This window comes from Shewanella youngdeokensis, assembly GCF_033180165.1.
Lineage (GTDB): Bacteria > Pseudomonadota > Gammaproteobacteria > Enterobacterales > Shewanellaceae > Shewanella > Shewanella youngdeokensis.
The window spans coordinates 2,974,833-3,001,310 of record NZ_CP136522.1; the positions used below are offsets into that span (position 1 = coordinate 2,974,833).

The 26,478-nt window shown below is 46.0% G+C and carries 20 protein-coding genes; 12 read left to right on the forward strand and 8 right to left on the reverse strand.

The window, feature by feature from the left end; genetic code table 11:
- The first annotated feature begins 69 nt into the window (after positions 1-69).
- The gene (locus RGE70_RS12670; protein WP_310471810.1) at positions 70-2,307 is read left to right on the forward strand and encodes an acyl-CoA dehydrogenase; all 2,238 of its coding nucleotides are present in this window, start codon (positions 70-72) and stop codon (positions 2,305-2,307) included.
- 177 nt (positions 2,308-2,484) lie between these two features.
- Here the strand turns inward: RGE70_RS12670 and RGE70_RS12675 are convergent, their stop codons facing one another.
- Positions 2,485-4,410: a propionyl-CoA synthetase gene (locus RGE70_RS12675; RefSeq protein WP_310472975.1), complete on the reverse strand. Its 1,926-nt coding sequence runs from the start codon at positions 4,408-4,410 to the stop codon at positions 2,485-2,487.
- A 334-nt stretch (positions 4,411-4,744) separates the two neighbouring features.
- Between RGE70_RS12675 and RGE70_RS12680 the strand changes: the two genes are divergently transcribed.
- The 8 genes from RGE70_RS12680 to RGE70_RS12715 all read left to right on the forward strand — a co-directional run bounded on the left by RGE70_RS12680 (position 4,745) and on the right by RGE70_RS12715 (position 13,603).
- Positions 4,745-5,152, forward strand: coding sequence for a MerR family transcriptional regulator (locus tag RGE70_RS12680; RefSeq protein WP_310471811.1), 408 nt, complete (start codon positions 4,745-4,747; stop codon positions 5,150-5,152).
- A 112-nt stretch (positions 5,153-5,264) separates the two neighbouring features.
- Positions 5,265-6,434: an isovaleryl-CoA dehydrogenase gene (locus RGE70_RS12685; RefSeq protein WP_310471812.1), complete on the forward strand. Its 1,170-nt coding sequence runs from the start codon at positions 5,265-5,267 to the stop codon at positions 6,432-6,434.
- A 105-nt stretch (positions 6,435-6,539) separates the two neighbouring features.
- Positions 6,540-8,147, forward strand: a complete 1,608-nt coding sequence (locus RGE70_RS12690; protein WP_310471813.1) for a carboxyl transferase domain-containing protein — start codon at positions 6,540-6,542, stop codon at positions 8,145-8,147.
- Between the two features lie 57 nt (positions 8,148-8,204).
- Positions 8,205-9,080 (forward strand): enoyl-CoA hydratase-related protein, encoded by an 876-nt coding sequence (locus RGE70_RS12695; RefSeq protein WP_310471814.1) that lies wholly within the window; start codon positions 8,205-8,207, stop codon positions 9,078-9,080.
- A gap of 1 nt (position 9,081) precedes the next feature.
- On the forward strand, positions 9,082-11,193 hold the full coding sequence (locus tag RGE70_RS12700) for an acetyl/propionyl/methylcrotonyl-CoA carboxylase subunit alpha (protein ID WP_310471815.1): 2,112 nt from the start codon (positions 9,082-9,084) through the stop codon (positions 11,191-11,193).
- A gap of 1 nt (position 11,194) precedes the next feature.
- Positions 11,195-12,097, forward strand: a complete 903-nt coding sequence (locus RGE70_RS12705) for a hydroxymethylglutaryl-CoA lyase (protein ID WP_310471816.1) — start codon at positions 11,195-11,197, stop codon at positions 12,095-12,097.
- A 103-nt stretch (positions 12,098-12,200) separates the two neighbouring features.
- A complete protein-coding gene (locus tag RGE70_RS12710; protein WP_310471817.1) occupies positions 12,201-12,935 on the forward strand; it encodes a CoA transferase subunit A in 735 nt (244 codons plus the stop codon).
- 11 nt (positions 12,936-12,946) lie between these two features.
- The gene (locus RGE70_RS12715) at positions 12,947-13,603 is read left to right on the forward strand and encodes a 3-oxoacid CoA-transferase subunit B (RefSeq protein ID WP_310471818.1); all 657 of its coding nucleotides are present in this window, start codon (positions 12,947-12,949) and stop codon (positions 13,601-13,603) included.
- A gap of 100 nt (positions 13,604-13,703) precedes the next feature.
- Here the strand turns inward: RGE70_RS12715 and RGE70_RS12720 are convergent, their stop codons facing one another.
- Positions 13,704-14,207, reverse strand: a complete 504-nt coding sequence (locus tag RGE70_RS12720; protein ID WP_310471819.1) for a TlpA family protein disulfide reductase — start codon at positions 14,205-14,207, stop codon at positions 13,704-13,706.
- Between the two features lie 106 nt (positions 14,208-14,313).
- On the reverse strand, positions 14,314-16,479 hold the full coding sequence (locus RGE70_RS12725) for a TonB-dependent receptor plug domain-containing protein (protein ID WP_310471820.1): 2,166 nt from the start codon (positions 16,477-16,479) through the stop codon (positions 14,314-14,316).
- A gap of 462 nt (positions 16,480-16,941) precedes the next feature.
- Between RGE70_RS12725 and RGE70_RS12730 the strand changes: the two genes are divergently transcribed.
- The 3 genes from RGE70_RS12730 to RGE70_RS12740 all read left to right on the forward strand — a co-directional run bounded on the left by RGE70_RS12730 (position 16,942) and on the right by RGE70_RS12740 (position 18,995).
- Positions 16,942-17,706 (forward strand): spermidine synthase, encoded by a 765-nt coding sequence (locus tag RGE70_RS12730; protein WP_310472976.1) that lies wholly within the window; start codon positions 16,942-16,944, stop codon positions 17,704-17,706.
- Between the two features lie 166 nt (positions 17,707-17,872).
- Entirely contained in the window at positions 17,873-18,310 is a 438-nt protein-coding gene (locus RGE70_RS12735; RefSeq protein ID WP_310471821.1) for a hypothetical protein, read from the forward strand.
- A 160-nt stretch (positions 18,311-18,470) separates the two neighbouring features.
- Positions 18,471-18,995: a hypothetical protein gene (locus RGE70_RS12740; protein ID WP_310471822.1), complete on the forward strand. Its 525-nt coding sequence runs from the start codon at positions 18,471-18,473 to the stop codon at positions 18,993-18,995.
- Between the two features lie 77 nt (positions 18,996-19,072).
- On the opposite strand, the gene RGE70_RS12745 is transcribed toward RGE70_RS12740, so the two are convergent.
- The 5 genes from RGE70_RS12745 to RGE70_RS12765 form a co-directional block, all read right to left on the reverse strand.
- Positions 19,073-19,756, reverse strand: a complete 684-nt coding sequence (locus RGE70_RS12745; RefSeq protein ID WP_310471823.1) for a TorD/DmsD family molecular chaperone — start codon at positions 19,754-19,756, stop codon at positions 19,073-19,075.
- Positions 19,757-19,881: 125 nt separating this feature from the next.
- The gene (locus RGE70_RS12750; protein WP_310471824.1) at positions 19,882-20,559 is read right to left on the reverse strand and encodes a DMSO/selenate family reductase complex B subunit; all 678 of its coding nucleotides are present in this window, start codon (positions 20,557-20,559) and stop codon (positions 19,882-19,884) included.
- A gap of 14 nt (positions 20,560-20,573) precedes the next feature.
- A complete protein-coding gene (locus RGE70_RS12755; RefSeq protein ID WP_310471825.1) occupies positions 20,574-23,105 on the reverse strand; it encodes a DMSO/selenate family reductase complex A subunit in 2,532 nt (843 codons plus the stop codon).
- A 40-nt stretch (positions 23,106-23,145) separates the two neighbouring features.
- Positions 23,146-25,155: an MtrB/PioB family decaheme-associated outer membrane protein gene (locus RGE70_RS12760; protein ID WP_310471826.1), complete on the reverse strand. Its 2,010-nt coding sequence runs from the start codon at positions 25,153-25,155 to the stop codon at positions 23,146-23,148.
- Positions 25,156-25,172: 17 nt separating this feature from the next.
- Positions 25,173-26,099, reverse strand: coding sequence for a DmsE family decaheme c-type cytochrome (locus tag RGE70_RS12765; protein ID WP_310471827.1), 927 nt, complete (start codon positions 26,097-26,099; stop codon positions 25,173-25,175).
- Between the last annotated feature and the right edge of the window lie 379 nt (positions 26,100-26,478).

Genomic DNA, 26,478 nt, shown 5'->3' on the forward strand with positions numbered 1-26,478 from the left:
AAAAAGTTTGATCTACCCCTCATTTTGTGACGTAATGTGAAGTATATCTCTAGCATAGCGAGCGTTAAAATGAGCATAAGAACTAAACTAAAAAAAGTATTACCGAGCATTTCTACCACCGAACAAGAAGCACTCGATGCGGGTGATGTATGGTTAGAGGGATCAATCTACCAAGGTAAACCCGATTTTGCCGCATTGCGAGATATTCCCGTTGCAGCATTGTCAGCCGATGAACAGGCCTTTTTAGACGGTCCAGTACAAACATTGATCGAAATGGTGGATGATTTCGAAATTCAGCGCAGTAAACACCTTCCAGACAACATTCTTAACTTTTTAAAAGAAAACAAATTCTTTTCGCTTATTATTCCTAAGTCATTTGGTGGACTTGAGTTCAGCCCTTATGCCAACTCAACGATTGTGGCCACCATTGCAGCTAAAAGTTCTGCGGTTGCCGTTACTGTTATGGTGCCTAATTCTCTCGGACCGGGCGAATTATTAATGCACTACGGGACATCAAAACAACAAGACTACTGGTTGCCTCGCCTTGCTAATGGGCAAGAGATCCCTTGTTTTGCACTAACCAGTCCAGAAGCTGGCTCTGACGCTGGCGGTATTCCAGACATCGGTACCGTAACGATGGGGGAATATGATGGCAAACAGGTTATTGGCTTAAGCGTTACATGGGACAAGCGCTATATTACTCTTGCTCCTATTGCGAGTGTGTTAGGGCTAGCCTTTAAAGTTGAAGATCCAAACGGCTTACTCGGTGGTAAGGTTGAACTTGGTATTACCTGCGCCCTTATTCCAAAAGCGCACCCAGGTGTGCAACTAGGTAACCGTCATGATCCAATGGGGATCCGTTTTTACAACGGCACAACCCGTGGCGAAAATGTATTTATACCTATGGACTTCATCATTGGCGGGCAAAAAAATATCGGCCGCGGCTGGGCCATGCTAGTTGCTTGTTTAGGCGCAGGCCGCGGGATCTCACTACCCGCCCTAGGTGTTTCAGTCAGTCAGTGCGCATTTAAATCATCGGCTGAGTACTCTGCGGTACGCGAGCAATTTGGTTTATCTATCGGTAAGTTTGAGGGTATTCAAGAAAAGCTTGCCGATATTGCTGGTAAAACCTATCTGCTTGAATCAATGCGCGTGCTCACCACCGAAGGACTTGGCTTAGGTTTAAAACCCTCGGTTGTGACCGCGATTGCTAAATATCACATGACCGAGCTTGGCCGTGATGTACTTGATTCAGCGATGGATATTCAAGCGGGTAAAGCCATTCAAAATGGTCCACAAAACACGTTAGCCTCAGGTTATGTCGCCCAGCCTATCGCGATTACCGTTGAAGGTGCCAATATTCTCACCCGCAACCTGATGATCTTTGGTCAAGGTGTGATGCGCTGTCACCCTCATTTACAAAGCATGGTTGAGTCGATTCACTCCAACGAAAAGCGTGCAGATAAAGTCTTCAATGGTATTTTACGCCAAACTATTAGTTACAGTGTGGGTAACAGCTTGCGCGCATTCAAACTAGGTTTATTACCCTTTACTGCCGGCGCAAGTTCAACACTTGCAGAAGTAAAACCCTATGAACAGTCAGTCCATAAACTAGCCTCAAAACTAGCTGTTTATGCTGACTTTTCATTATTGGTTCTGGGCGGAAAACTAAAACAAGCTGAGATGCTGTCGGCGCGTTTAGGCGATGTGATGAGCTACTTGTATGCGGCTATGGCTTCTATTCGTTATTACGAGCAAAAGTTACCAGCTGCACAACGCACTGAAGCTGCGCCGTATTTCCATTACGCCACGCGCTGGTCACTGTGCCAAGCCGAAAAAGCACTATTGGACTTTTTAGATAACTTTCCATCATCAGCCACCCGTAAGTTTATGCGCTTAATCACCGTAACTTATTCGCCTAAAATGAAAAAAATTAACGATGATTTAGTCCGTGAGCTTGCAGAACAAGCACAGCTTAATACCGAGTTTAAGAAAAACTTAACCCACCTTGTAAAACCGGTAGCAGGTGATGGTAACGACATTAATGAGCAAGCCTATTTAGCCAAGATTAATTGCTTACCGTTACTGGCTAAAGTGAAAAAAGCAATTAGATCTAAAGCGTTTAAGCCCGCCGTTAGGTTTGCTTTAACACTCGATGCTGCCTATGCTGCCAAGGTCATTGACGCCAACGAACTTAAACTGTTACACGATTATAATAATAAACGTGAGCGCGCCATCCGCGTCGATGAGTTTGATTTTGATATGAACCTTATCACTGACAAAGCAGATCTAAAAATTGCTAATTAGTTGTCAATAACACGCCGTTAATCTGTCAACCCATGACCGCTTTGTACTCGCAAAGCGGTCATGTATTGATGTGAATATACAGATTTAGCACCTCTATTGCGCAGCCCTTTGCGAAATGACAAAAAATGCCAAAGCTACCAGTTGCTTTACCACTTACCTTTAACAATTTATAACCTATTAGCTTACCTTCACCTGAGCGTCAGCGTAGCCCATGCGGGTTAAGGTATTACGAATAATATCTAGCGTGGCTGGGTCTTCAATCGTTGCAGGCATATTGTATTTTTTATTATCGGCAATATTACGCATGGTGCCTCGCAATATCTTTCCAGAACGAGTTTTAGGTAGTTTTTGCACAGCACTCACTAACCTAAATGAAGCGACAGGCCCTATCTCTTTTCGCACCAACGCCATTAATTGCTCGTTAAGCTCTTGTTCTGTTGTGTTCACGCCTTTTTTAAGCACCACCAGTCCTAATGGCACCTGCCCTTTAAGCGCATCTTCAACCCCTATAACTGCCGCTTCTGCTACGGCTTCATGCTGACATAGCACCTCTTCAAACCGGCCTGTGGACAAACGGTGCCCCGCCACATTGATGATGTCGTCAATACGGCTCATTATATAAAGGTAACCATCATCATCTTTATAACCGGCATCACCACTAAGGTAATATCCCGGATACATCGACAAGTAGCTATCAATATATCGCTGTTCATTTTGCCACAGTGTGGTTAATGTACCCGGCGGCAAGGGGAGCTTGATCACCACATTACCCGACTCATTGGCAGCCACTTGTTCGCCCATCATATCGACCACTTCTATTTGATATCCGGGCACAGCTAACGCAGGCGAACCCGCTTTAACTGCAACTGGCGCATACCCCATCAAATTAGCCGCAACAGGCCAACCGGTTTCAGTTTGCCACCAATGATCAATTATCGGTTTTTGCAGTTTACCTTCTACCCAATGTAATGTGTCAGGATCGCAGCGTTCACCGGCTAAAAAGACATTTTTCAACCCGGTTAAATCTACCCCTTCAAGGTATTTTCCATTAGGATCATCGCGCTTAATGGCTCTTATTGCAGTCGGGGCGGTGAAAAAACTTTTAACTTTATACTGTGCAATAATGCGCCAAAACGCGCCGGGATCTGGCGTGCCAATAGGTTTACCCTCGTACATTAACGTCGTAGCCCCCACCAGCAATGGTCCATATACAATATAAGAATGACCTACCACCCAACCCACATCTGATGCAGCCCAAAAGCTATCACCGGCATTAATGTCGTATATATGCTTCATTGACCAAGCTAGAGCCACACTGTGACCACCGTTATCACGCACCACCCCTTTTGGCTGCCCCGTAGTGCCAGAGGTATACAAAATATATAATGGGTCAGTGGCGGCTAACGGTACACAATCAATATTCGCTGCTGTTGCAACGCCTGTTTGCCAGTCAACATCTCGCCCTGCCTGCAATGGGGCTTCCAGTTGGCTTCGGTTTAAAATAAGGCAATGCTCAACTCGATGTGTTGCTTGCTCGAGTGCGCTATCCAATAACGGTTTATAAGCCACCACGCCTGAGGGCTCAACACCGCATGATGCCGACAAGATCAGCTTAGGTTTAGCATCATCAATACGTGTGGCGAGCTCATTTGCTGCAAAACCACCAAACACTACCGAATGAATAGCGCCAATACGCGCACAGGCCAACATTGCAAAGGCGGTTTCGGGTACCATCGGCATGTAAATTACCACTCTATCGCCTTTTTTAACGCCAATGGCGTCCATATACCCGGCTAAACGGCTCACTTGTGCCTGTAGTTCAGCATAAGTAATGCCATATTCTGTATCCGTGACTGGACTGACGTAATCAATCGCTATTTGCTCGCCACGCCCAGCCAGCACATGACGGTCTACGGCATTAAAACAGGTGTTCATCATGCCGCCTTTAAACCAGTGATAAAACGGCGCTTCACTGTCATCAAGCACTTGATCCCAAGCACTGTACCAATCAATGCTTTTAGCCGCTTGCGCCCAAAAATGACTAGGGTAATTAATCGAACTTGCATGTAATTGGCTATTTTTATTGTCCATATTGCACTCCATTTGCCGGATCACACGCCACCTAACCAACACGTGAGAGGTCCATAACTTAGAATTCGATTATGCGCCAGCGTACAAAAATCCCCCATTAGACTTTAGAATATGTCATGTCAACCACGTATAAACTGCTGCAAGCTGACTAGCTAAAGAACAGTAAATCGATGAATAACAACACCTTAAAAAGAAAGTTACCGATATACAGCTATAGCTAAGCTCAAATGCGGTCATTTTTGGCAACTGCAATTTACACAAGGGCAACATTCGCAACGCAACATAAGCTTTACCTTTACGTAAACTTCATATATCGTGCACAAAAGTTAACCAATAGGGTATTTGAATGGCCGACTACCAAGCCCCACAAACGACCTACTCCATCAGTGATCTCTCAAAGGAGTTTGATATCACCACCCGAAGTATTCGTTTTTATGAAGACCAAGGACTGCTCAAACCTAAACGTCGTGGACAAACAAGAATCTACATTCTAAAAGACCGAGTTAGACTAAAATTAATACTACGTGGCAAACGTTTAGGTTTTTCTTTAGCTGAAACACGGCGCTTATTCGAGCTCTACGATGCTGATAAAAATAGCAGCTCGCAATTACAAACTATGCTTGACCTCGTAGAAGAAAAGAAGGTGTCGCTACAACAGCAAATGGATGACATCAAAGTGGTATTAATGGAACTAAATTCGGCTGAACAACAGTGCCGCAATGCACTGGAATATAATCGTTTAACACAAAAATAATGAGGCCGTGAATAACACAGCCCTAATGAGCCGCGCTCAACATGACCCAACTCCAAGTATCACGGCATAGATCGCTGAGCTGGAAAGATAGACTTTGACAGGACTCAAGCATATGACGCAACTCTACTCATCTCTCAATTTTAACCTCGGCGAAGATATCGACATGCTCCGCGATGCTGTACAACACTTTGCGGCTAACGAAATCGCCCCCATCGCCGCTAAGACAGATACCGATAACGCCTTTCCAAACCCTCTTTGGCCAGTGCTCGGCGATATGGGATTGCTAGGGATCACAGTTCCAGAGCAATATGGCGGCGCTGATATGGGTTACCTTGCACACGTGGTCGCTATGGAAGAGGTATCAAGGGCTTCTGCCGCTATCGGGCTTAGTTATGGTGCGCATTCAAACCTTTGTGTTAACCAAATAAACCGTAACGGTAATGAGCAACAAAAAGCACAATACCTGCCAAAACTCATCACCGGTGAGCATATTGGCGCACTTGCTATGAGCGAACCTAGCGCTGGTTCTGATGTAGTATCAATGAAGCTGCATGCCCGTAAAGCGGGTGACAAATTCATTCTCAACGGCAATAAAATGTGGATCACCAATGGACCAGACGCCCACACTTATGTGATCTACGCCAAAACCGATCTCGACAAAGCCGCTCATGGGATCACGGCATTTATTGTTGAGCGTGGTTATAAAGGCTTTAGCCAAGCACAAAAACTCGACAAGCTCGGCATGCGTGGCTCAAACACTTGTGAACTGGTATTTGAAGACTGCGAAGTGCCAGAGGACAACATTCTAGGCGGCCTAAATAATGGCGTTAAGGTACTAATGAGTGGCCTCGATTACGAACGGGTAGTGCTCTCTGGCGGCCCACTTGGGATCATGACAGCCTGTATGGACATCGTGATGCCCTACATCCATGAGCGCGAACAATTTGGCCAATCGATTGGTCAATTCCAACTCGTACAAGGCAAGCTAGCCGACATGTATACCGCCATGAATGCAGCAAAATCTTATGTCTACAATGTAGCTAAGTCATGCGACCGCGGTGAAGCAACCCGCAAAGATGCCGCCGGCGCCATTTTATATTCCGCTGAACTGGCAACCAAAATGGCACTGGATGCTATTCAATTGCTCGGGGGGAATGGCTACGTTAATGATTACGCCACCGGCCGTTTACTGCGAGACGCAAAGCTGTACGAAATAGGTGCAGGCACCTCTGAAATACGCCGTATGTTGATTGGCCGAGAGCTGTTTAACGAGTCTAAATAACCCTGCAAGATTAGTCAGACTTGTACCACAAGTCTACCGTGCCACATTTGGAGCCGACGCAAGCCTATAAGCCGCTAAGGTTCCCGCTTCAAAAGGATTGAAATTGTGACTCAACTAACTAGCCGAATTAACACCCGTAACGACGAGTTTAAAGCAAAGTTTGCAGACATGAGCAGCGTCGTGGATGACTTAAAGTCTAAACTGGCACACATTGAACTTGGCGGCGGCCAAGTTGCTCGAGAGCGTCATATTTCACGCGGAAAATTACTTCCACGCCAACGAGTTGAAAAACTACTTGACCCCAGTTCGCCCTTTTTAGAGATCGCTCAATTTGCCGCCTTTGAACTCTATGACGCCGAAGTACCTGCTGCAGGCGTTATTGCGGGGATCGGCCGGGTTGGCGGTGTAGAGTGCATGATCATTGCCAACGATGCCACCGTAAAAGGCGGCACTTATTACCCGGTAACGGTCAAAAAACACCTGCGAGCACAAGAGATTGCGCTTCGTTGTCACCTTCCCTGTATTTACCTTGTTGATTCCGGCGGAGCCAACTTGCCCCGCCAAGATGAAGTGTTTCCCGACCGTGACCATTTCGGCCGAATTTTTTATAACCAGGCTCAAATGTCCGCTAAAGGTATTCCACAAATTGCAGTTGTCATGGGACTTTGTACAGCCGGTGGCGCCTATGTGCCAGCCATGGCAGATGAATCGATTATCGTTAAAGAGCAAGGCACGATTTTTCTAGCAGGCCCGCCACTTGTCAAAGCTGCAACCGGCGAAGAAGTAACAGCAGAAGAACTTGGCGGCGCAGAGGTGCATACCAAAATATCAGGGGTGGCAGATCATCTAGCGCAAAACGACGAACACGCCTTAGAGTTGGCGCGCAAAGCTATCACGCGGCTTAATCACCAAAAAGTGATAGCCGCTCAGCTTAGCCCGGTTCAAGCACCAAAGTTTGATATCAATGAGCTTTACGGCATTGTCGGCACTGATCTTAAAAAGCCTTTTGACGTTAAAGAAGTGATTGCTCGCTTGGTAGATGACTCCGATTTTGACGAGTTTAAAGCCAACTACGGCACAACCCTAGTGTGTGGTTTTGCACGCATTCATGGCTACCCGGTCGGTATTGTGGCTAACAATGGCATTTTGTTTTCCGAATCAGCCCAAAAAGGCGCTCACTTTATTGAGCTGTGTTGCCAACGAAAAATACCGTTACTGTTTTTACAAAACATTACTGGCTTTATGGTGGGTAAGAAATACGAACATGAGGGTATTGCTAAACACGGCGCTAAAATGGTCACGGCGGTGTCATGTGCCAATGTGCCTAAGTTTACCGTGATAATTGGCGGCAGTTATGGCGCAGGTAACTACGGCATGTGCGGCAGAGCATTTGAGCCAACCATGATGTGGATGTGGCCCAATGCCCGCATATCAGTCATGGGCGGCGAGCAAGCAGCCGGCGTGTTAGCCACCGTAAAACGGGACGGATTAAAGCGTAAAGGTGTTGAATGGTCTGCTGCCGATGAACAAGATTTTCGCCAGCCAATCGTTGAGCAATACGATAAAGAAGGGCACCCATACCATGCCAGTGCCCGTTTGTGGGACGACGGTATTATTGACCCAGCGCAAACCCGTGATGTAGTTGGCTTAGCCCTTTCTGCCGCGTTAAATGCGCCGATAGCTGAAACCAAATTTGGGGTGTTCCGCATGTAATGGTTATTCATTGCAGCAACAAACATCCACATTTAGGACTGAACCGGGAACAGCAACATGACCAACACAAGCCAACCAATAGCGCCGCAAACATTGGCCGAGCAATGTCAGCACGTTAGTTGCACACTGGAGCGCGGCGTAGGCGCACTGGTTTTGAACCGCCCAGACAAACATAACGCGTTTGATGAGGTGATGATAAGCGAAATGATCCAAGTACTTGAGTACTTTGCTCACCATCGGCAATGTCAGGTGCTTGTGATTAAAGCCAACGGCAAAAACTTCAGTGCGGGCGCAGATCTTAATTGGATGCGCAAACAGGCTAACATGAGCTTTGAGCAAAACCTCGCCGATGCCAACGAGCTAGCTAAGTTGATGTCGCTGCTAGATAAATTTCCTAAACCAACAATTGCGCAGGTACAAGGCGCCGCTTTTGGTGGCGCGCTGGGGCTAATCTGTTGCTGCGATATTGCCATCGCCACAACACAAGCCAGCTTTTGCCTAAGCGAAGTCAAACTTGGGCTTATTCCGGCAGTAATTAGCCCTTATGTAACCCGTGCGATGGGACAACGCGCAGCGCGTCGCTACATGCTAACCGCCGAGCGTTTTAAAGCTGAAACAGCGCTTGAACTACAAATTATTCATGAAGTTAGCCATGACTTAGATGCTGCTGCTGCACCAATCATTACCGCGCTACTAGCCAATAGCCCACAGGGTATGGCGTGGACTAAACGGCTATTATCAACCCTTGAAAATGGCGTAATTGACCAAAGCACGCTCGAGTACACCAGTGAGCGCATTGCCCGTATTCGGGTATCAACTGAGGGCCAAGAGGGCCTCAACGCATTTTTTGATAAACGTAGCCCCAATTGGTCGGCATCGACAAGCCCACAAGAACAACCCACCCGTGCTGCCAGCGCGTCAGGAGCCAAATAATATGTTGACTAAATTGCTCATTGCCAACCGCGGAGAAATTGCTTGCCGGATCATAAAAACAGCACAAGCCATGGGAATTAGCACCGTGGCATTGTATTCCGATGCCGACATTGACGCCCGACATGTTGCTATGGCTGATGAGGCGTTTTACCTCGGCGGAAGCGCGCCGACCGACTCCTATTTAAAAGCCGATTTAATCGTTGCAATAGCTCAAGAAGCAGGCGCGAAAGCGATTCACCCCGGCTACGGTTTTTTATCTGAAAACGCCGAGTTTGCCTTAAAGTGCCAACAAAATGGAATTATCTTTGTTGGCCCCAGTGCTGCCGCGATTGACTCTATGGGCAGTAAAAGTGCGGCTAAAGCAATTATGGCCAGTGCCAATGTACCGTTAGTCCCTGGTTATCATGGCGACGAACAAGCCGATGACGTACTGGTTAGCGAGGCCAACAAAATGGGCTTTCCAGTATTGATAAAAGCAGCCTACGGCGGCGGTGGTAAAGGCATGAGGATTGTAGAAAACAGCGCTGATGTACTTGAAGCAATTCACTCTGCTAGGCGCGAAGCAATTAGCTCATTTGGTAATGACAAGTTATTGATTGAACGTTACTTACGCCAACCCCGCCATGTTGAAGTGCAGGTGTTTGCCGACAGCCATGGTCACTGCATTTATCTATCTGACCGCGATTGCTCTATTCAACGTCGCCACCAAAAAGTGATCGAAGAAGCCCCAGCCCCAGGGTTAAGTGATGCATTACGCATTAGTATGGGGGAAGCCGCAGTCGCAGCAGCCAAAGCGATTAACTATGAAGGCGCTGGTACGGTGGAGTTTTTACTCGACACCGACAACAGCTTCTACTTTATGGAAATGAATACCCGATTGCAGGTCGAGCACCCCGTCACTGAATTGGTCACCGGACAAGATCTCGTACAATGGCAATTGTTGGTTGCCAGCGGCCGCGAGTTACCACTCACCCAAGCCCAAGTTCATATTCAAGGCCATGCCTTTGAAGCACGAATTTATGCAGAAGATCCACAAAATGACTTTTTACCCGCCTGTGGCAAACTGCACTTTTTACGCGAACCGCAGCAGAGCAAATTTGTGCGTATTGACTCTGGTGTGCGCGAAAAAGATGTGATCAGTAACTTTTACGACCCGATGATTTCAAAACTGATTAGCTGGGATGAATCACGCCCTCAAGCATTGCAGCGCCTAGTGCATGCCCTTAGCTCATACCAAATTAGTGGCCTTAAACACAATATTGAATTCTTGGCTAATATTGCACAGCATAAAGCGTTTAAAGCCGCCAACTTTAGCACTGACTTTATCGATCGCTATGGCGAGTCACTATTGGGCAAAGACATCAGTGCCGCGGCCATAAGGCAGCAGTCAACCTCGCGAGAAACGGCTCTAGCATTGGCTGCACTTTACCAAGTGTTAGCCCGTCAAGAGGACGCTAAACGCTGCGCAGTTAATCATAAAGACCCATATTCACCTTGGGGCGCAGTCAACGGTTTTAGGCTCAATAGCGCCAATACGCATCACGTTGCTTTGCTCGATGATGAGCAGCAAATTAACCACTTAACGCTAACTGAAACGAAGCTCGCGGGCCGAACGGTCTACCAGCTAACACACCATAATCAAGCGTCACACAACACCGTGCTATCTGGCGTGCTTGCCGGCGATAAGCTACACGCCGAAATAACAGTAGACAACTCAACTGCACAAGCCTTCAACCCAGCGGTTAAGCACAATGGTCACAAAATAAAAGCCTCTGTCAGCCAAGTAGACGATGACTTTACTCTGTTTCTCTATTCAGGCAGTTTCCACTTCCGTGCGATTCAGTCAGAGGTAGTTGAAGAGCAAGACAACTTAGACGATAAACTCAAAGCGCCAATGAACGGCACCATTGTGACACACCTCGTTAAGGTTGGTGACACTGTAACCGCAGGGCAAGGCATTATGGTTATGGAAGCGATGAAAATGGAATACACCATTGAATCGCCATTTAACGGTGTTGTCAGTGCACTATTTTTTGATACTGGCGAGCTGGTTAGCGACGGTATGTTACTCGCCGAAGTTGAAGCAACCTCGGCTCAAGCGGAGCCTGCGTAACATGGTGACTCCCCCTTATCCCAAACAGGTCAGCATTTTTGAAGTCGGCGCCCGTGACGGTTTGCAAAATGAAGCGCCCGTGAGCACTAGCGATAAAGTAGCCCTGATTGAAGATTTAGCCGCAGCAGGTGTAAATCGCATAGAAGCTGCCAGTTTTGTGTCGCCTAAATGGGTACCACAAATGGCAGACTCCGCAGATGTACTTAACGGCATTCGCCGCCACGAAGGCGTTACCTACAGCGCCCTTACGCCCAACCTTAAAGGCTTAGAACGGGCAATAGCCGCTGGCGCCGATGAAGTGGCTATTTTTGGCGCCGCGTCAGAAACTTTTAGTCAGCGCAATATTAACTGCTCAATTGCAGAGTCACTGGCACGCTTTACCCCTGTAATGGCTCTGGCTAAAGCCCACAATATTAAAGTGCGTGGCTATGTATCGTGCGTACTGGGCTGCCCCTACGAAGGTGATATCGCGGCGAGCGAAGTGGTTCGGGTGTCGACCTTGCTTTACCAAATGGGCTGTTATGAAATATCACTCGGCGACACCATTGGCGTGGGCACAGCGATAAATGCCCGTAAAATGGTACAGGCCGTAGCGAGTGAGGTTCCCATGTCGCAGTTGGCGCTGCACTTTCACGACACTTACGGCCAAGCGCTGGCTAACATATTGGCCTGTTTAGAGACCGGGGTCAGCGTGATTGACTCATCGGTTGCCGGCCTTGGCGGCTGTCCCTATGCCAAAGGAGCCTCGGGTAATTTAGCCACTGAAGATCTAGTTTATATGCTCCATGGTCTCGGTATTGAAACCGGCATTGATATTCATAAACTGGCCTTTGCGGGTAACAAAATTAGCCAAGCACTAGGGCGCACCAATGGCGCTAAGGTTGCACGAGCACTGGATATTTAACCTCTATCGCCAAGCTGTTTTACCTCATGCGTGATACAGACGGCAATGTTAAGCCTCTACGATCAAGTGGTGAATGAATGGCACTTTGTATAAGGAGATAACAATGGCAAAACTAAACAATAGCCAGAATAAGGGCTTGAATAAAGTCGCCGCAAGTTATGACGAAGCATTACAAGGCCTGAGTAATGGCATGACCATCATGGTCGGTGGTTTTGGCTTATGCGGTATTCCTGAAGGCTTAATCGCACAGATGGTAAAAATGGGCGTAACGGGTCTAACAGCAATATCAAACAACGCAGGAGTCGATGACTTTGGCCTGGGCTTGCTATTAAAAAGCCGTCAAATCGACACCATGATCGCTTCTTACGTTGGCGAAAACGCAACCTTCGAGCAGCAAATGCTTTGCGGCGAGCTCAAGGTTATTTTAACGCCTCAAGGAACGCTTGCTGAAAAAATTCGTGCTGGCGGCGCGGGGATTCCGGCATTTTTTACTGCCACAGGCTACGGTACTCCGATTGCTAACGGTAAAGAAACCCGTGAAATAGACGGCCGACATTACGTGCTTGAACCCGCGCTAAAAGCCGATTTTGCACTAGTGCGCGCTTGGAAAGCCGATACTATGGGTAATCTAGTGTTTCGCAAAACCGCCGCCAATTTTAACCCCATGATGGCCACTGCAGGTAAAATTACCGTGGTAGAAGCTGAGCATATTGTTCAGCCCGGTGAGCTCGATCCAGACCATATCCATACGCCAGGAATTTACGTTAACCGCATCATTCAGGGCACATTTGAAAAACGGATTGAACAACGAACCGTAAAAGCTGACGCTAAACAATAGGAGGCTACACCATGGCATTATCAAGAGAACAACTCGCGCAACGTGTAGCAAAAGAGTTGCAAAACGGCTTTTACGTCAACCTCGGCATTGGTATTCCAACACTTGTTGCCAACTACATTCCGGCAGACATTGAGGTGATGTTGCAGTCTGAAAATGGTTTGCTTGGCATGGGCGAGTTCCCCACCGAAGACACCATTGACGCCGACTTAATCAATGCGGGTAAACAAACGGTAACGGCGGTTGATGGCGCATCATTTTTCTCATCCAGTGAGAGCTTTGCCATGATCCGTGGCGGCCATGTAGATTTAACCGTACTGGGCGCGTTTGAAGTCGACGAACAGGGCTCTATCGCCTCGTGGATGATCCCAGGCAAACTAATCAAAGGCATGGGCGGCGCGATGGACTTAGTGGCTGGGGCAGACAACATTATCGTCACCATGATGCACGCCGATAAAAAGGGCAACTCAAAGCTGTTACCTAAGTGCGAACTGCCGCTCACCGGCTTTGGTTGCATCAAACGAGTGCTAACTGATTTAGCCTTTATGGCGATTAAAGACGGTGCTTTTCACCTACTTGAACGCGCGCCAGGGGTGTCGGTTGCAGAGATTGTGTCAAAAACCGCAGGTAAGCTAGTCGTGCCTGAACACGTACCAGAAATGAGCTTTTAATCACGAGCCAACCTCACCATAATAGTGTCTTAGCTAACGGGCCTTAAAAAATAGCGGGCTCAATACCAGCGATAAAACACTGTTTGTCGCTGCGCTTTAGCTACGCTTGATTCAAACAGCTTAAGTCGAAATGTTGTTGCAACTGAGGCAATAATGCATTGAGTTTGACATACCCACGTAAATGGCTGACCAAGTTACCCTCCTCATCGGCAATTAAAGTGATGGGAGTGGCTGGAACATTACCAATGTCTTTCAGCATCGCGGCACCGGTGAGGTACCCAGGAAAGTTCAGTTTCATCTTCCACCAGGCTTTTTTCAAGCTGGCTTTATCACCGTGGATCCCTAATGCCACAATATTGAAGTCATCAGGGCACTGCCCAAGTAACGAATTAAATGCCTTACCCTGCTTTAAACACCAAGGACATTGAGGCTCAAAAAACATCATCAAGGTCGGTTTACCCTTGAGGCTGTCTAAGGCTTGGATTTGGCCTTTGTGTAAATCCATGTGCTGGTAATGCAGTAATTGGGGAGAATGGCTGGCAGCGGCTAATTCAAAGCAAACGAGGAGCGAAATCAACTGAAGTAATATGAATTTTGCTTTCACTTTATCTCCATGCCATGGCGGTGAATTTTACTTTGCTATTAAATCATAGCGTTAACCGTTACCCCTAATAAATAACAGCACATTAGGGGCAACGAAAGTCTAGCGTTTAAAAGCTTGCTTTTACTCCAGCATATAGCTGACGCCCTTGAAGTGGGCCCCAGATATACGCAACGTCATAACCGCCGTCGGCATCAAAAAACAGTGGGCTTTCACCTTCAGTCACTTGGGTGTAATCAAACAAGTTATTCACACCAGCATAAAAGTCTATGTTGTCTGTAATTGATTTTGTTACCTTCATGTCCATCGTCCAATACGAAGGCGCATCCGTTGATTTAATAGATGAAGTAATGACATTACCATTGGCATCAACTTGGTTATAACCTTCATAACCATAATCAGAAAGGTCTCGTGCGCCTACCCAAACTAGGTTAACAAACACATCCCAACCTTTATAATCCCAGTCAGCATTCATGGTTAAACGCTCTTCTACTGGCGCCAATGAATAAGACGATTTAAAGGCATCGTCATAGAAAAAACCTTCCGCGGTCACGTTGAGAGTCAGCGTATCGGTTACATCATAACCGAGCGCAATATCTGCAGTTGTCACTGTGGCTTTTTCATCTAGTTGACTTAGTAGTGGCACACCAGCATCGGTTTCACTTAACGTAGCCAAGTGCTCAACTTCGGTCCAAGCTAACGACATTGTGCTCGTTAACTTGTCACCTTCGAAGCTTAAAGCGTAAGTTGCGGAAGTTGAACGTTCTAACTCTTCGATATCAATCTCAAACCCTAATGAGGCATCAAGTACACCGTGATCGGTTTCGAAAAAAGATAACGGCGCACGATAGCCGCGACCAGCAGACAAACGCGAAGTCCAATTATCATTATGACCATAGCGAATATCAACACGTGGAGCCAAAATTGACTTATCAATCTCTACTCCGCTTTTTTTAGGGTCAATAAAATCTGCTTCTATAGAATCGAATCTAAGCGCCATATTCACTTCAAGGTTCTCACTGGCTTGCCATGTATCTTGTAAGTAAAAACCTAATACATTGTAATCAAATGAATCAGATACATAATTGGCGTTGCTTTCACCACTTGAGGTTGATCGCATCTCTTCGCTACGGTGGTCACTACCGAATGTAATTAAATGATTATTATTGAAGTAGTAATTAAAGCGAGCATCAAAATACAGCATGTCGTCTTCAGCGTAATAGCGGAAGCCCTCGTAGAAAGAGTCCTGTATATGGCCGGAGTAGCTCGTAGCTAGGGTCATATTCAAATCATCATTTATTTCTCGCAACCAACTTAGCGACACTTCATCACGCTCTGTGTGGATCCACTCGGTGGTTTCCCACGCCTTACCCGTGTAGTCATTGCGCACATCGCCGTCTTCAAACAGCTGGCTTGACTCAGTGTCATCAAAACTACTGAGCACATCACCAATGCTATTAATGGTGCCGTCTGCAAAGGTTTCACCTAGCATTGGGCCGCCAAAAATCTCAGAATCTACATGGGAGTAGCGCAAAATAACATTATCGCGGTCGGTCAAATCATGCGATAACCGCACGGTAAAAATTTGGTTTTCTTGCGCTGGGGCTTCGTTGACCTTGTTATTATCTTCGTCAACTTGATCTCTATTATCATATTGTGCGATTAGCGTCACTCGAGTGCGCGCATCATCACTGATCCCGGTCCCCATTAACCCCACTTTTTGATTTCCGTCCTCACCTACCGATACATCAACCGTAGCTCCATTTTCGGTGGCCGCTTTGGTCACAATATTAATGGTACCGCCAATGGCCTCTGGCGCAATTAACGATGCACCGGCTCCGCGTGCAACTTCAATGCGGTCAAGTCCAGTTGTTGGAATAGCATCAACTGCGTAGTAACCCGCTATCATTGAATGTACTGGTAAACCGTCTACTAAAATGGTGGTTTGCTCACCACGTAAACCATTGAGCATAATCCGCTTTACACCACACATTGAGCATTCGTTTGATACCCGAACCCCTGGCGTATTATCAATCGCTTCCGTCAGGTTTACCGCGTTTTTATTTTCGATAAACTCAGAACTGATCACTTCTGTTTTCATAATGCTGTCAGAAAGCATGCCTGATTTTTGCAAACGTTGGCGCACCCCTTTGACTTCGATTTTTTCAATGTCGGCCTGTTCGGCATCAGATGCATTATTTGAATTTTCAGCGAATACGGTTTGGCTACTTAAACTCAGTAAAACAGCGATTGCTACGGCAGATTTTTTTAACATCTTTGATTCCTTTTCATATGGGAGGAGCATATGAAGGTATGTTGACGGGCCCGATTAATGATGTGAAACGATGTTATTGATAACCACTCTCATTTGCAATGGTGTCTTACAGTATTGTTGTCACCAAGTTGCATAAGTTAGATATTGTTCACAAAATATCAGTTAAAACCGTAATTACCCTTTTGCTAACATATATTTATCTAGCACGAGTGCCAGTTAAGGCATGAAAAACTATGCCGAAAATGACAAACAAAAGACTTTTGAACGCGAGCCATTCTCAATTTACATAAATAAAACATCATGACAGGCACTCAGCACCAACCCAAAGAATCGGGTACGACCACAGTGATTAAGCAATCACAATAAAATTAAATCCTTTACGTATATGTCGCTTTTACTGCAACGCTTTTTCGTTATGATGCCTACCCGTAACAAGTAAGTGTGGAAGAGGTATTGAACACCATGAATATCAATGGCACCTGTATCTCATCGATCATGGATAACAACGGCCCGGTTTATGTTTACCAAACCAAAAATAGCCGTGTGCTCAGCTTTGATGGCAAGATTTACCAAAGCTGTATGAAAACCAATAACATTAATGGACTCAGCCTCGGTTACACCCAAGCTATGATGACTAGCTTGTTGTTTACCCCAATGCCCCAAAACGTGACAATTTTGGGCCTTGGTGCTGGCTCTATCGCCAAAATATTGTTGAACAATTTTTCTGAGTTAATCGTTCACGCTATCGAATACCGTGCTGCCGTGGTGGAGGCTGCCAAGACGTATTTTTATTTACCCGACTCCAAACGACTCCATATTTATATTGATGATGCGCTGAACTACATCGAAATGACGCCCCATAAAAGCGATATTATTTTTTCAGATCTTTACAGTTCACAAGGGATGGATCCTAAGCAAGTGCAATCTTGCTACTTAAAACACTGTAAGGCTGCACTCACTTTACAAGGAATTTTGGTACTTAATATCTGTCATTCATCGCTGCAAATACGTGACCATTTAGATGAGCTACTGGCGGTGGAATTTGGCAACCGAGTGCTGCGCTTTGAAGTCGATGGTGGTAACACCATTGTGCTGGCGTTTAACAATGACATTCCTGTAATTGATAGCGCCGCACTGTTATTTACGGCAAATGCAATGCAGCAACAATTGAGTATTCCAATGACGCGCTACGCCAAGTTACTGTGCCAATATAATCACATTGGCTAAATGTCACTTTGAGCTTGCCTCATGACCAAAAACATCATGGGCAAGCCAGCATTGGCTGCGTCTTTTAAGCATAACTGTCAGCTTTTGGGGTATTTCAAATTACATTCGAGCTGTACAGTGCTGCGATCATGGCTAAAGTTAATTTAGGTCGCTAACGGATTAAACGATGAAACTGTCAACTTCAGGTGCTAACTCGATTAATATATTTCAACTGACTGCAGTGTTCAGTATGTTGTTTGCGCTAATTGGCTTTAGCTACAATGTGTGGCGCATGGAGATCACCGAGCATAATAACAATGTTAGATCTGCCGGTTTTGAGCTGTTGCTGCAACTATCTGAGCTAGAGTCGATTATTTACGCGGCGCACTACGACCAAAACGTAATAGAAGGTAGCCCACGTAAAGGCTGGGTTAAAGTGAATTTAATCGCCGATTTAAGCGTGGTAACCAACACTCAAATTCAAACGGCAGCCGAGGCGTTAAAGACAAGTTGGCAACACAACTGGCCGCATATCACCGACGATGAACCCCGTGTTACTGCAATGGTTGCTCAAATAGATAATACCCGGCTTAAGGTCAGGCAATTATTAAGTACCTTAGAGTAATCATCATTTTGATTTACCCTGTAACACAGTCACAACGCCTCATTAAAACGAAGCTGCAACACAGATTTTGCCACGCCAAACACTGCGCATTAACGCCATTATTGTTACAATACCCACAATGTAATACAGCGCTTAATGAACCGCCTACTGAAGGACAACAATGACTCTAAGACGTTCTCTTGATCAGCAATGGAGTAAGTCAATCTTGGCTCACCGCTTAGCATTAACCTTGCGCGATAATGATGCAGTTAAACAACTTTTTGGCGGCGCCACAACACTTACCACAGTGACCAACACGATTGCTGCACTGACCTTTACTGAAGGTGAGCCAATTTGGTTACCTGAACTTGACCACCATGATGTGACGCCGTTATCGGACTTGATCACCCTTAACTGCATCTTTGCCGCCAGCCGGTTATTATTTGTCAAAGAGTTGGAACAAGGTGAATTAGGCCAAGCTGAGCATTTAGTATTGGCGATTGGCTATAAATGGAGCCAAACACTGCTGGCCAGTAACAACGCGGCTGCAGTTCAAAATATGGCTGAGCCAAGTCATCCCTCTGCCGCCGACACAGCATTATGCGCTGAAGCGCTGCAACAATGTACGTTACTGCAAACCATTCATCATCAGTTAGAGCAGGTACGCCGCGAAAAACGTAAGTCAACGCGAAACATGGGCAGCTAGGTATTTAGCTTGCCACAATAGCCATTAAAAAAGCCCGTAGCTTATTAAGCTACGGGCTTTTTATATTTATCTTATCTTTATCGATAAAGCCGTGTTTGATTTGGCACTAATTGAAAATCTTGCTCAAACTGAGTTAACAAATCACTGCTTAGCAGTGCAATACCACGGTAAAAATCAGTAGTGGCATGCTCTAAAGCCAGTGCTAAACAACGTTCAGCCCATGGCAATAAATGTTGTTGTAACAGCACTTGGGTGAAACGGATCAACGCTTGGTTTTCAGTTTCAACTTCAAGACGGCCAAAAGTCTGATCCAAAACAGCGAAGAATAAACCAATATGGTCCAGTGGTTGCGGGTAATCAACGGCGACATTAACACCATGTTGCTGATAAAAGTCCATCAGCGCAACAGTAGAACGGTCATTGAGTAACTGCGATTCACTGAGGTATACCGAGCCTTGCGGAACTGCTTTAGGCTCACCAGGGCCAAAAAATAGCTGACCATAGTCGAGTTTAAGCTCAATTAATTGCTTATTGTCGGTTTCAACTGACCAGTGCTGTAAAAAATTGGCAAGGGCTTCACGGCCTTGACGATTTTTAGCACGGTTTGCAAACTCTGGCCAACTACCTGCAACATCACAGTCTTTGAGCTCTTGTACGAGCTTAGCTTCAGGGTAGCGTATTAAGCAATGATGCAAAATGCGCACAAGACCTTGGTACTCAATAAAATCAACCGGTTTGATAGACGCTGTAACAGTAGACATGACTCACCTTAAAACGAAACGACCACCTATGGTCATCACATTTAATTCACTAGAATGGGCTTAACTAGACTTTCAATTATAGCAATTAGCGCAAACTTACTGCGCTAATTGCTAACCACAATGACTTAAACTTCTGACGGGTTCAAAATACGGCCTTCGCCGCTACCCGTTGGACGACCACTTACGTTCGCTTTAATGATCAAGTTTGGTGTCGTAATAGTTGGTGAAGGTAGTGGTGCAATGTGACCGTCGCCTTCGCCATACTTTTCAATCAAGTTGTCCATCGTGTCAAAATCAAGCGCACGTAATGGGCAAGACTCAACACACACTGGCTTACGTCCGTCAGCAATACGCTCGTAACAACCATCACATTTGGTCATCACTTTACGCTCAGTATCAATTTGTGGAGCGTCATATGGACAAGCACGTGAACAGCTTTCACAACCAATACATAGGTCTTCAGCAACATGTACTAAACCGTCTTCGCGACGCTTGTGCATAGCACCCGTTGGACACGCTTTAACACACACTGGCTCAGAACAATGGTTACAACCAATTGACATGTAGTAAGCAAATACATTTTGCTCAAAACAGCCATTGTTACCCTCGGTCCATTCGCCGCCACCGTATTCATACACACGGCGCCATGTTACGCCATCTAACGCTGGTAACGTGTCATCTTCTGGATTGCTATTGTTACGAATCTCGTTGCTTTGACGGTCTTTACAAGACACGTGACAAGCTTTACAACCACTACACTTAGTGCTGTCTACATAGAAACCATATTGCGTTGCTTCTGTCATAATTAACTACTCTCTTAAATCTTTTTAATTGCGACACGGATGGTGTGCTGTGGGTTGCCTTTAGCAACTGGACTTGGTTGATAGCGTGTTAGTGAGTTAATCGCGCCACCTTCATCAATGATGTGACCGGTGCTACCCACTGTTGTACCTGGGCTGAACCAAGCGCCTTGACCCAGTGCAAATACACCTGGTGCTACACGTGGCGTAATACGCACTTTTACGGCAATAGAACCACGGTCGTTGTACATTTCAACATTGTCACCAGAAGCTACGCCGTACTTAGTGGCGTCGATTGGGTTAACCCAAACTGCATCTTCAACCGCTTCTCTTAACCAAGGTACGTTGTGGTAGCTTGAGTGAGTACGGCCTTTAGTGTGGTAACCCGCAAGTTGAATTGGGTAATCAACGCTGGTTTCTTCATCTTCATATCCATCCCATGTCACTGTGTACTGTGGAATAGCTGTGATGGTGTCGCCTTTAACGCCAGTAGGGTTAAGGTTGCTGTTTTCTTGATCCCAGTTAGCTGAGCGCCATGCAAGTTCTGCCGAGTAGATTTCAATTTTACCACTTGGCGTAGCTAAGGCTTCACCGTCGTTGATAAAGCTTGAAAGTGCCACGTGGTTGTCATCCATATGCTTGCGGAATAGACCAATTTCTTGAGCTTCTGCATAAGTCTCAGGGAACGCTGGCTCAACACCAACATTGGTGCTGCTTGCTTTGGTTTGTTGGTAAAGCTCTTCAAGCCATTCAGCTTCGGTTTTACCTTCTGTAAACGCTTCTTCACCACTGCCCATGTATTTCGCAATCATCGCTGATGCTTCGTACATAGACTTACAATCCCACATTGGCTCGATTGCAGACTTCATCGCCGTTAGGTAGCTCATTGCACCTGATGCGTAAGAGTCATCGACCAAATCGTTTGACTCTAACCAGCTAGTGTCTGGCAAGATAATATCGGCAAATTTAGCCGATGGAGTCATCCAGCAGTCACAGCTTACAATTAGCTCAACACCTGACTCATCTTTTAAGATCTCAGCCGTGTTATTGATTTCAGCATGTTGGTTTAGCAAGGTGCTGTCTGACGCTGAAACAATGACTTTGATGTTAGTGCCAAGTGGCGTATCCAGTCCGTCGGTATTTTGAACACCATGGCTACGTGCAGTCATGGTTTCGCCATTGTGAATTGCTTCAGACCAAGTGAAGAATGAGATCTTCTCTTTCACAGGGTTAGTGCCTGTTGGAATGCTGCCACGGTACATACGGCTCATATTTGGCAATTCGCCGTTAGAGCTACCCAAAGTACCTAATTTACCCGTCAATACTGACAACATGTAAAGGGCACGTACAGTTTGTTCACCGTTAGCTTGGCGGTTAACACCAGCACCAGCAACGATGTATGGTGCCTTAGCGCTTTGCAGGTCAAGTGCAATTTGCTCGATTTGCGCAGCCGGAACACCAGTAATTTTCTCAGCCCACTCAGGCGTTTTCTTTGGTGCATCAGCATAAATGCCAAGCCCTAGAATGTAATCGCGGTAGTTCTCGTCTGAGTTCATCACGGCAGCGTATTCAAGCTCTTTTTCGTCTGAGCTCGCAGCAAAAATCGCTTTTTGCGCTTCGATAGATGCAGCGTCGTAGCCTACGGTGTGCTTGCTGATAAACTCAAGCGAGTTAGCGTCAACCCAACCAGAGCTAATCATTTGGTAAGCAATGGCTTCAGCTAATGCTGCGTCAGTACCTGGGCGAATTGGTAGCCATGTTGACTCTTTACCTAGCATTGAGTCAGTGTAACGCGGGTCAATCATGGTCACTTTAAGGCCGTTGGCTTTTTGTAGTGCTTTAAGGAAATCGTAACCTTCACCACTGCCTGATTGACGCATTTCACTTGGGTTGTAAGCAAACCCTAAAAAGTAGTCACTGTTGGCTAATGTAACAGTGGCTGAACCTTTAGTACTGCTAGTACCAAAAGTGTGAGCTGCCGCTTCTTGCTGTTGTGCCCATGAGTAGTTACCGTGGTAGCTCAAGCAACCGCCGTTAAGGTTAAACAAACGGTTAAAACATGCATTTGATGCAAAACCGTAGTAAGCACCAGAACCGTAGCTACGGAAAATCGCTTTGTTACCGTGCTCAGCAATTACCGATGACAACTTAGTCCCGATAGTTTCAGCTGCTTCTTCCCAAGTAATAGGTACAAACTTGCCTTCGCCACGTTCGCCAACACGCTTCATTGGCGATTTTAGGCGGTCAACCGCATAAGTACGTTGACGTAGTGAACGACCACGCGCACAAGCACGCACTTGGTAAATGTTTTCGCCATCTTCTACATCGTGATCTGTTTCAACGCGGGTAATCACGCCGTCACGACTAAACACTTTAACTGGACAGTTTGAACCACAGTTTACTAGGCACGCTGACCAAGTAATTTGTTCATCACCCACTGGAGTCGTTGGTGGTGTAACGTTCGCATCATCAGAGCTAGAATTACAACCTGTTACTGTTGCTGCACAGCCCAGTGCAGCACTCATTTTTAAGAAACTTCTGCGTTCCATAATTTCGCTTTCCTCAAACTTAAATTGTGACTGAATTGACTTACTGCAGCTTGTAGCTGAAGGTCAACATCAGTTGATGGGCGTTGTAATTGTGGTTTAGCTCACCAAGGGTGATTAAACCTGAATCGGTATCGGCGGTGACCATGGCGCTGTCTGTATCGAAATAACGCTCGTATTGGTATTCCAATTTGAGTGCCATTTGAGGCGAGATCATGTATTGGCCGTAAAGGCTTACGCTGTGCTCATAAGAGTAATATGCACCGTAAGCAGCACTGCTTGATGGGTCGACTCCGGTATTGCTTTCAGAGTTAGCAAATAGGTAATCCACACCTAGGGTTAGTTTGTCTTCTAATAGCCCGGTGTAAGTTGCGCCTAAGCCTAAGTTAATAAACTCATCGCGAATTTCAGTATGCCAAACAGCACTTTGGTCGCCGCTTTGGTCTGAATCAATCCATTGCTGTCCGGCAAATGCGTACACAGATAATGGCGCTGCTACTTGTAGGTGCACATTAGCGTCATAGCCATAATCTGTTGATTGAGTTAGACCAATAACGGTGGTGTCGTAGTCGTCGTTGGCATAGTAAGTGCTAACATCAACGGTTAACCATTCAAGTGGTGCATAACTGGCGCGAGCATTCACTTCGCTACGATTACGATCTGCAAGGTGATACTTGCGCATTAACGATTGCGTTTCGTCTGAGGTCAGCTCGTCCGCTTGGTAATCACTGCCACCACGCTCGGAGTAACCTAGGCCAAAATCAAGGGTTAGCTTGTCGATGGCGCGAACGTTAAGCTTGCTCCAAAGCTCGCTTTCGTTGGTTTCTTCACGCTCACCATAGTTGCGGTCAACCTGCTTATAGGTGTAACCCGCTTGTAAGCGGTAACCACTGGCAATACGGTAACTTGCATTGGCTTTTGCTGTTTGGCGGTCAATATCCATGGCGGTGTTTTGCACAAATGCGCCCGACATAGAGTTGTATTCGTATTGGGCAAAGTCATATACCGATGAACGGTTATCACGCTTGCTGTAGTCATAACTCGCGCCCAAACGTAAGCGGTTATTCACTCGAGTGCTGGCGGTAAGGTTGCTGTTGAAGGTATCAACTTGGCCATCCCAGTTTTGCAATGGGTTGCCGCTCATTTGAATTAGGTCTTCATCTTGGATCATGCGGCCAGATACAACGCGACCACTCACTACACTTGATGCAAAACGGTATTGACCTGACAGCGACACTTGGTGCGCTTGGTTGTCGGGTGTAGCGCTGTAAACATCGTAGCTGTATGGCAAGCTAAGGTCGCCAATATTGTTTTCGTATCGTGAGCCGTAATAACTTAGCTCTGATAACCAATTCTCGCCGTCAAGTACCACGCCAGCACTGAACTTGTCAGTGGTTTCATCAACAGGCTCAGCAAAGTTCACCGGGCTTGGGTTGACCAAGCTAGCTGAACGATTACCGGTTTTATCTTCGCGGTCATAACGGGCAAAACTGCTCAAACCTAATCCCGTTAGCTGGGCAAAGTCATATTCAAAACCAATGCTGCCACGCTCTCTTTGCAGATTAAGATCAAGTACACGAGAGTGCTCACTTGGAGTTAACGTGCCGTCATTGTGCCAAAGATTGGTTTGCGCATTACTGTACTGGTTAGTGGTAATGCTTTGATAGTCAACATCAAGTTGGTAGCGATCGGTGTTACCCACTTTAATGTTGATAAAACCATTATCCATACCCAATTGATGTGCTTGAATATCGGCTTTATAAACGCCCTGCTGGTATGCCATATCGGCATTTACACCGGCAGCAACGTCATCGGTGCTTGTCGTAAGTTTATTGATGGCATGGTCATCATTAGCTTCAACACGACCGATTGTGCCACCCACAGTACCAGTATGGCCTTCAGTTACTACACAACGCTTACATTGGTATTTAGCTATTTTTTGCTTGCTGATATTAGCTTGTTGAACGCCAAAATCTGCAGCGTTCGCGCCAGTTGCTGTACTAAGCAAAGCAAGTGTAATGATATTTAATGAAAATAATTTAGTTGAACGCATATTACTCACTCCAAGTCTTAACGGGCAAAGTTGCTACCAGCGGGATGGTTAGAACCATGGATTTTGCTATGGCAGTTAAGACAGCTTTTACCTGCACTGAAGGCATCTTGGCCAGATTGTGTGATGACACGGCTTGCATGGCCGTCATCGGCATGGCATTGCTGGCATAGCTGCGGCGTTCTAGACTTAAGCAAGGCATCGTTAACGCTACCGTGCGGAGTATGACAACTAGCACAATCTTCCATTACAGGGGCATGTTCCCAAAGGAATGGACCACGTTTATCGGCGTGACACTCAGCACAAGTCTCATTAAGGCTTGGTTTGATTAGCGCGCTTTGTGTCATCGAACCATGTGGGTTATGACAATCAACACATGTCATTTGGTCCCACTTCATTGGGTGCGATGAACGCTTGTTCATATCGGCTTTAGCGCGGGTATGACATGAGGTACAGGTATCGTTAACCATTAAACGGTCAAGAGCTGGGTCTTTAGCAGCATGTACACTGTGGCAGTCTGCACAAGCCACTTCTTCTAGGTTATGGGTGCTGTTGTGCCATGCCATCTTTTTCGGATCGTTATGACAGCCTTCACACACACTGTTTTGGCTAACAGCAGACAGCTTGCTGTCATCACTAAAGCTAATCATCGGCTCTTTACCACCACGATTATGCTTCCCTAACGGGCCATGACAAGCTTCACACTGTATTTCTGCCATTGGTGATTTACTGCTATTCATGTCGCCATGAACACCGTCAAAAATCGCCAATACTTTTTGATTTTTTTTATGACACATCAGGCAAGAATCTGCCCCTTTAGATGAGTATTTACCCTCGGCAAACTTTGCCATTAACTGCTGCTCGAGTTGCTCAGAATCGAGTGCATTCCATGGTGTTGCTTGAGCGGGTAAAACAAGAACGAGTAACGTGAGTAAACTCGCAGCCATTAACTTAACGTTATGACTCACTGACTTTATGAATTTGAAGATGGACATTAACTAACAAGCCGGTTGTATATCGATATAGGTATTTTAAATGCTGCTAAAGCACAAAGACAAGCTGCACACACATCTAAGGAATAAGCCACATTTTTTTACAAAGTGCCTAGCAGATCACATTACATTACCAATTAGTGAATTACTTCAAAATCATGAAAACAAACAAATGTACTATTATTTCACGCACCTACGGACATTTTGAGAATGGTTATCATCATCTAGAGTTAATTTATCTACCTAGCATTACTAATAGTTAAATTATTTAATTGTTCATTATTAGTGTTAGATCACACATTTAAGCTGAACTTTGTTCGACCAGAGTATTAAA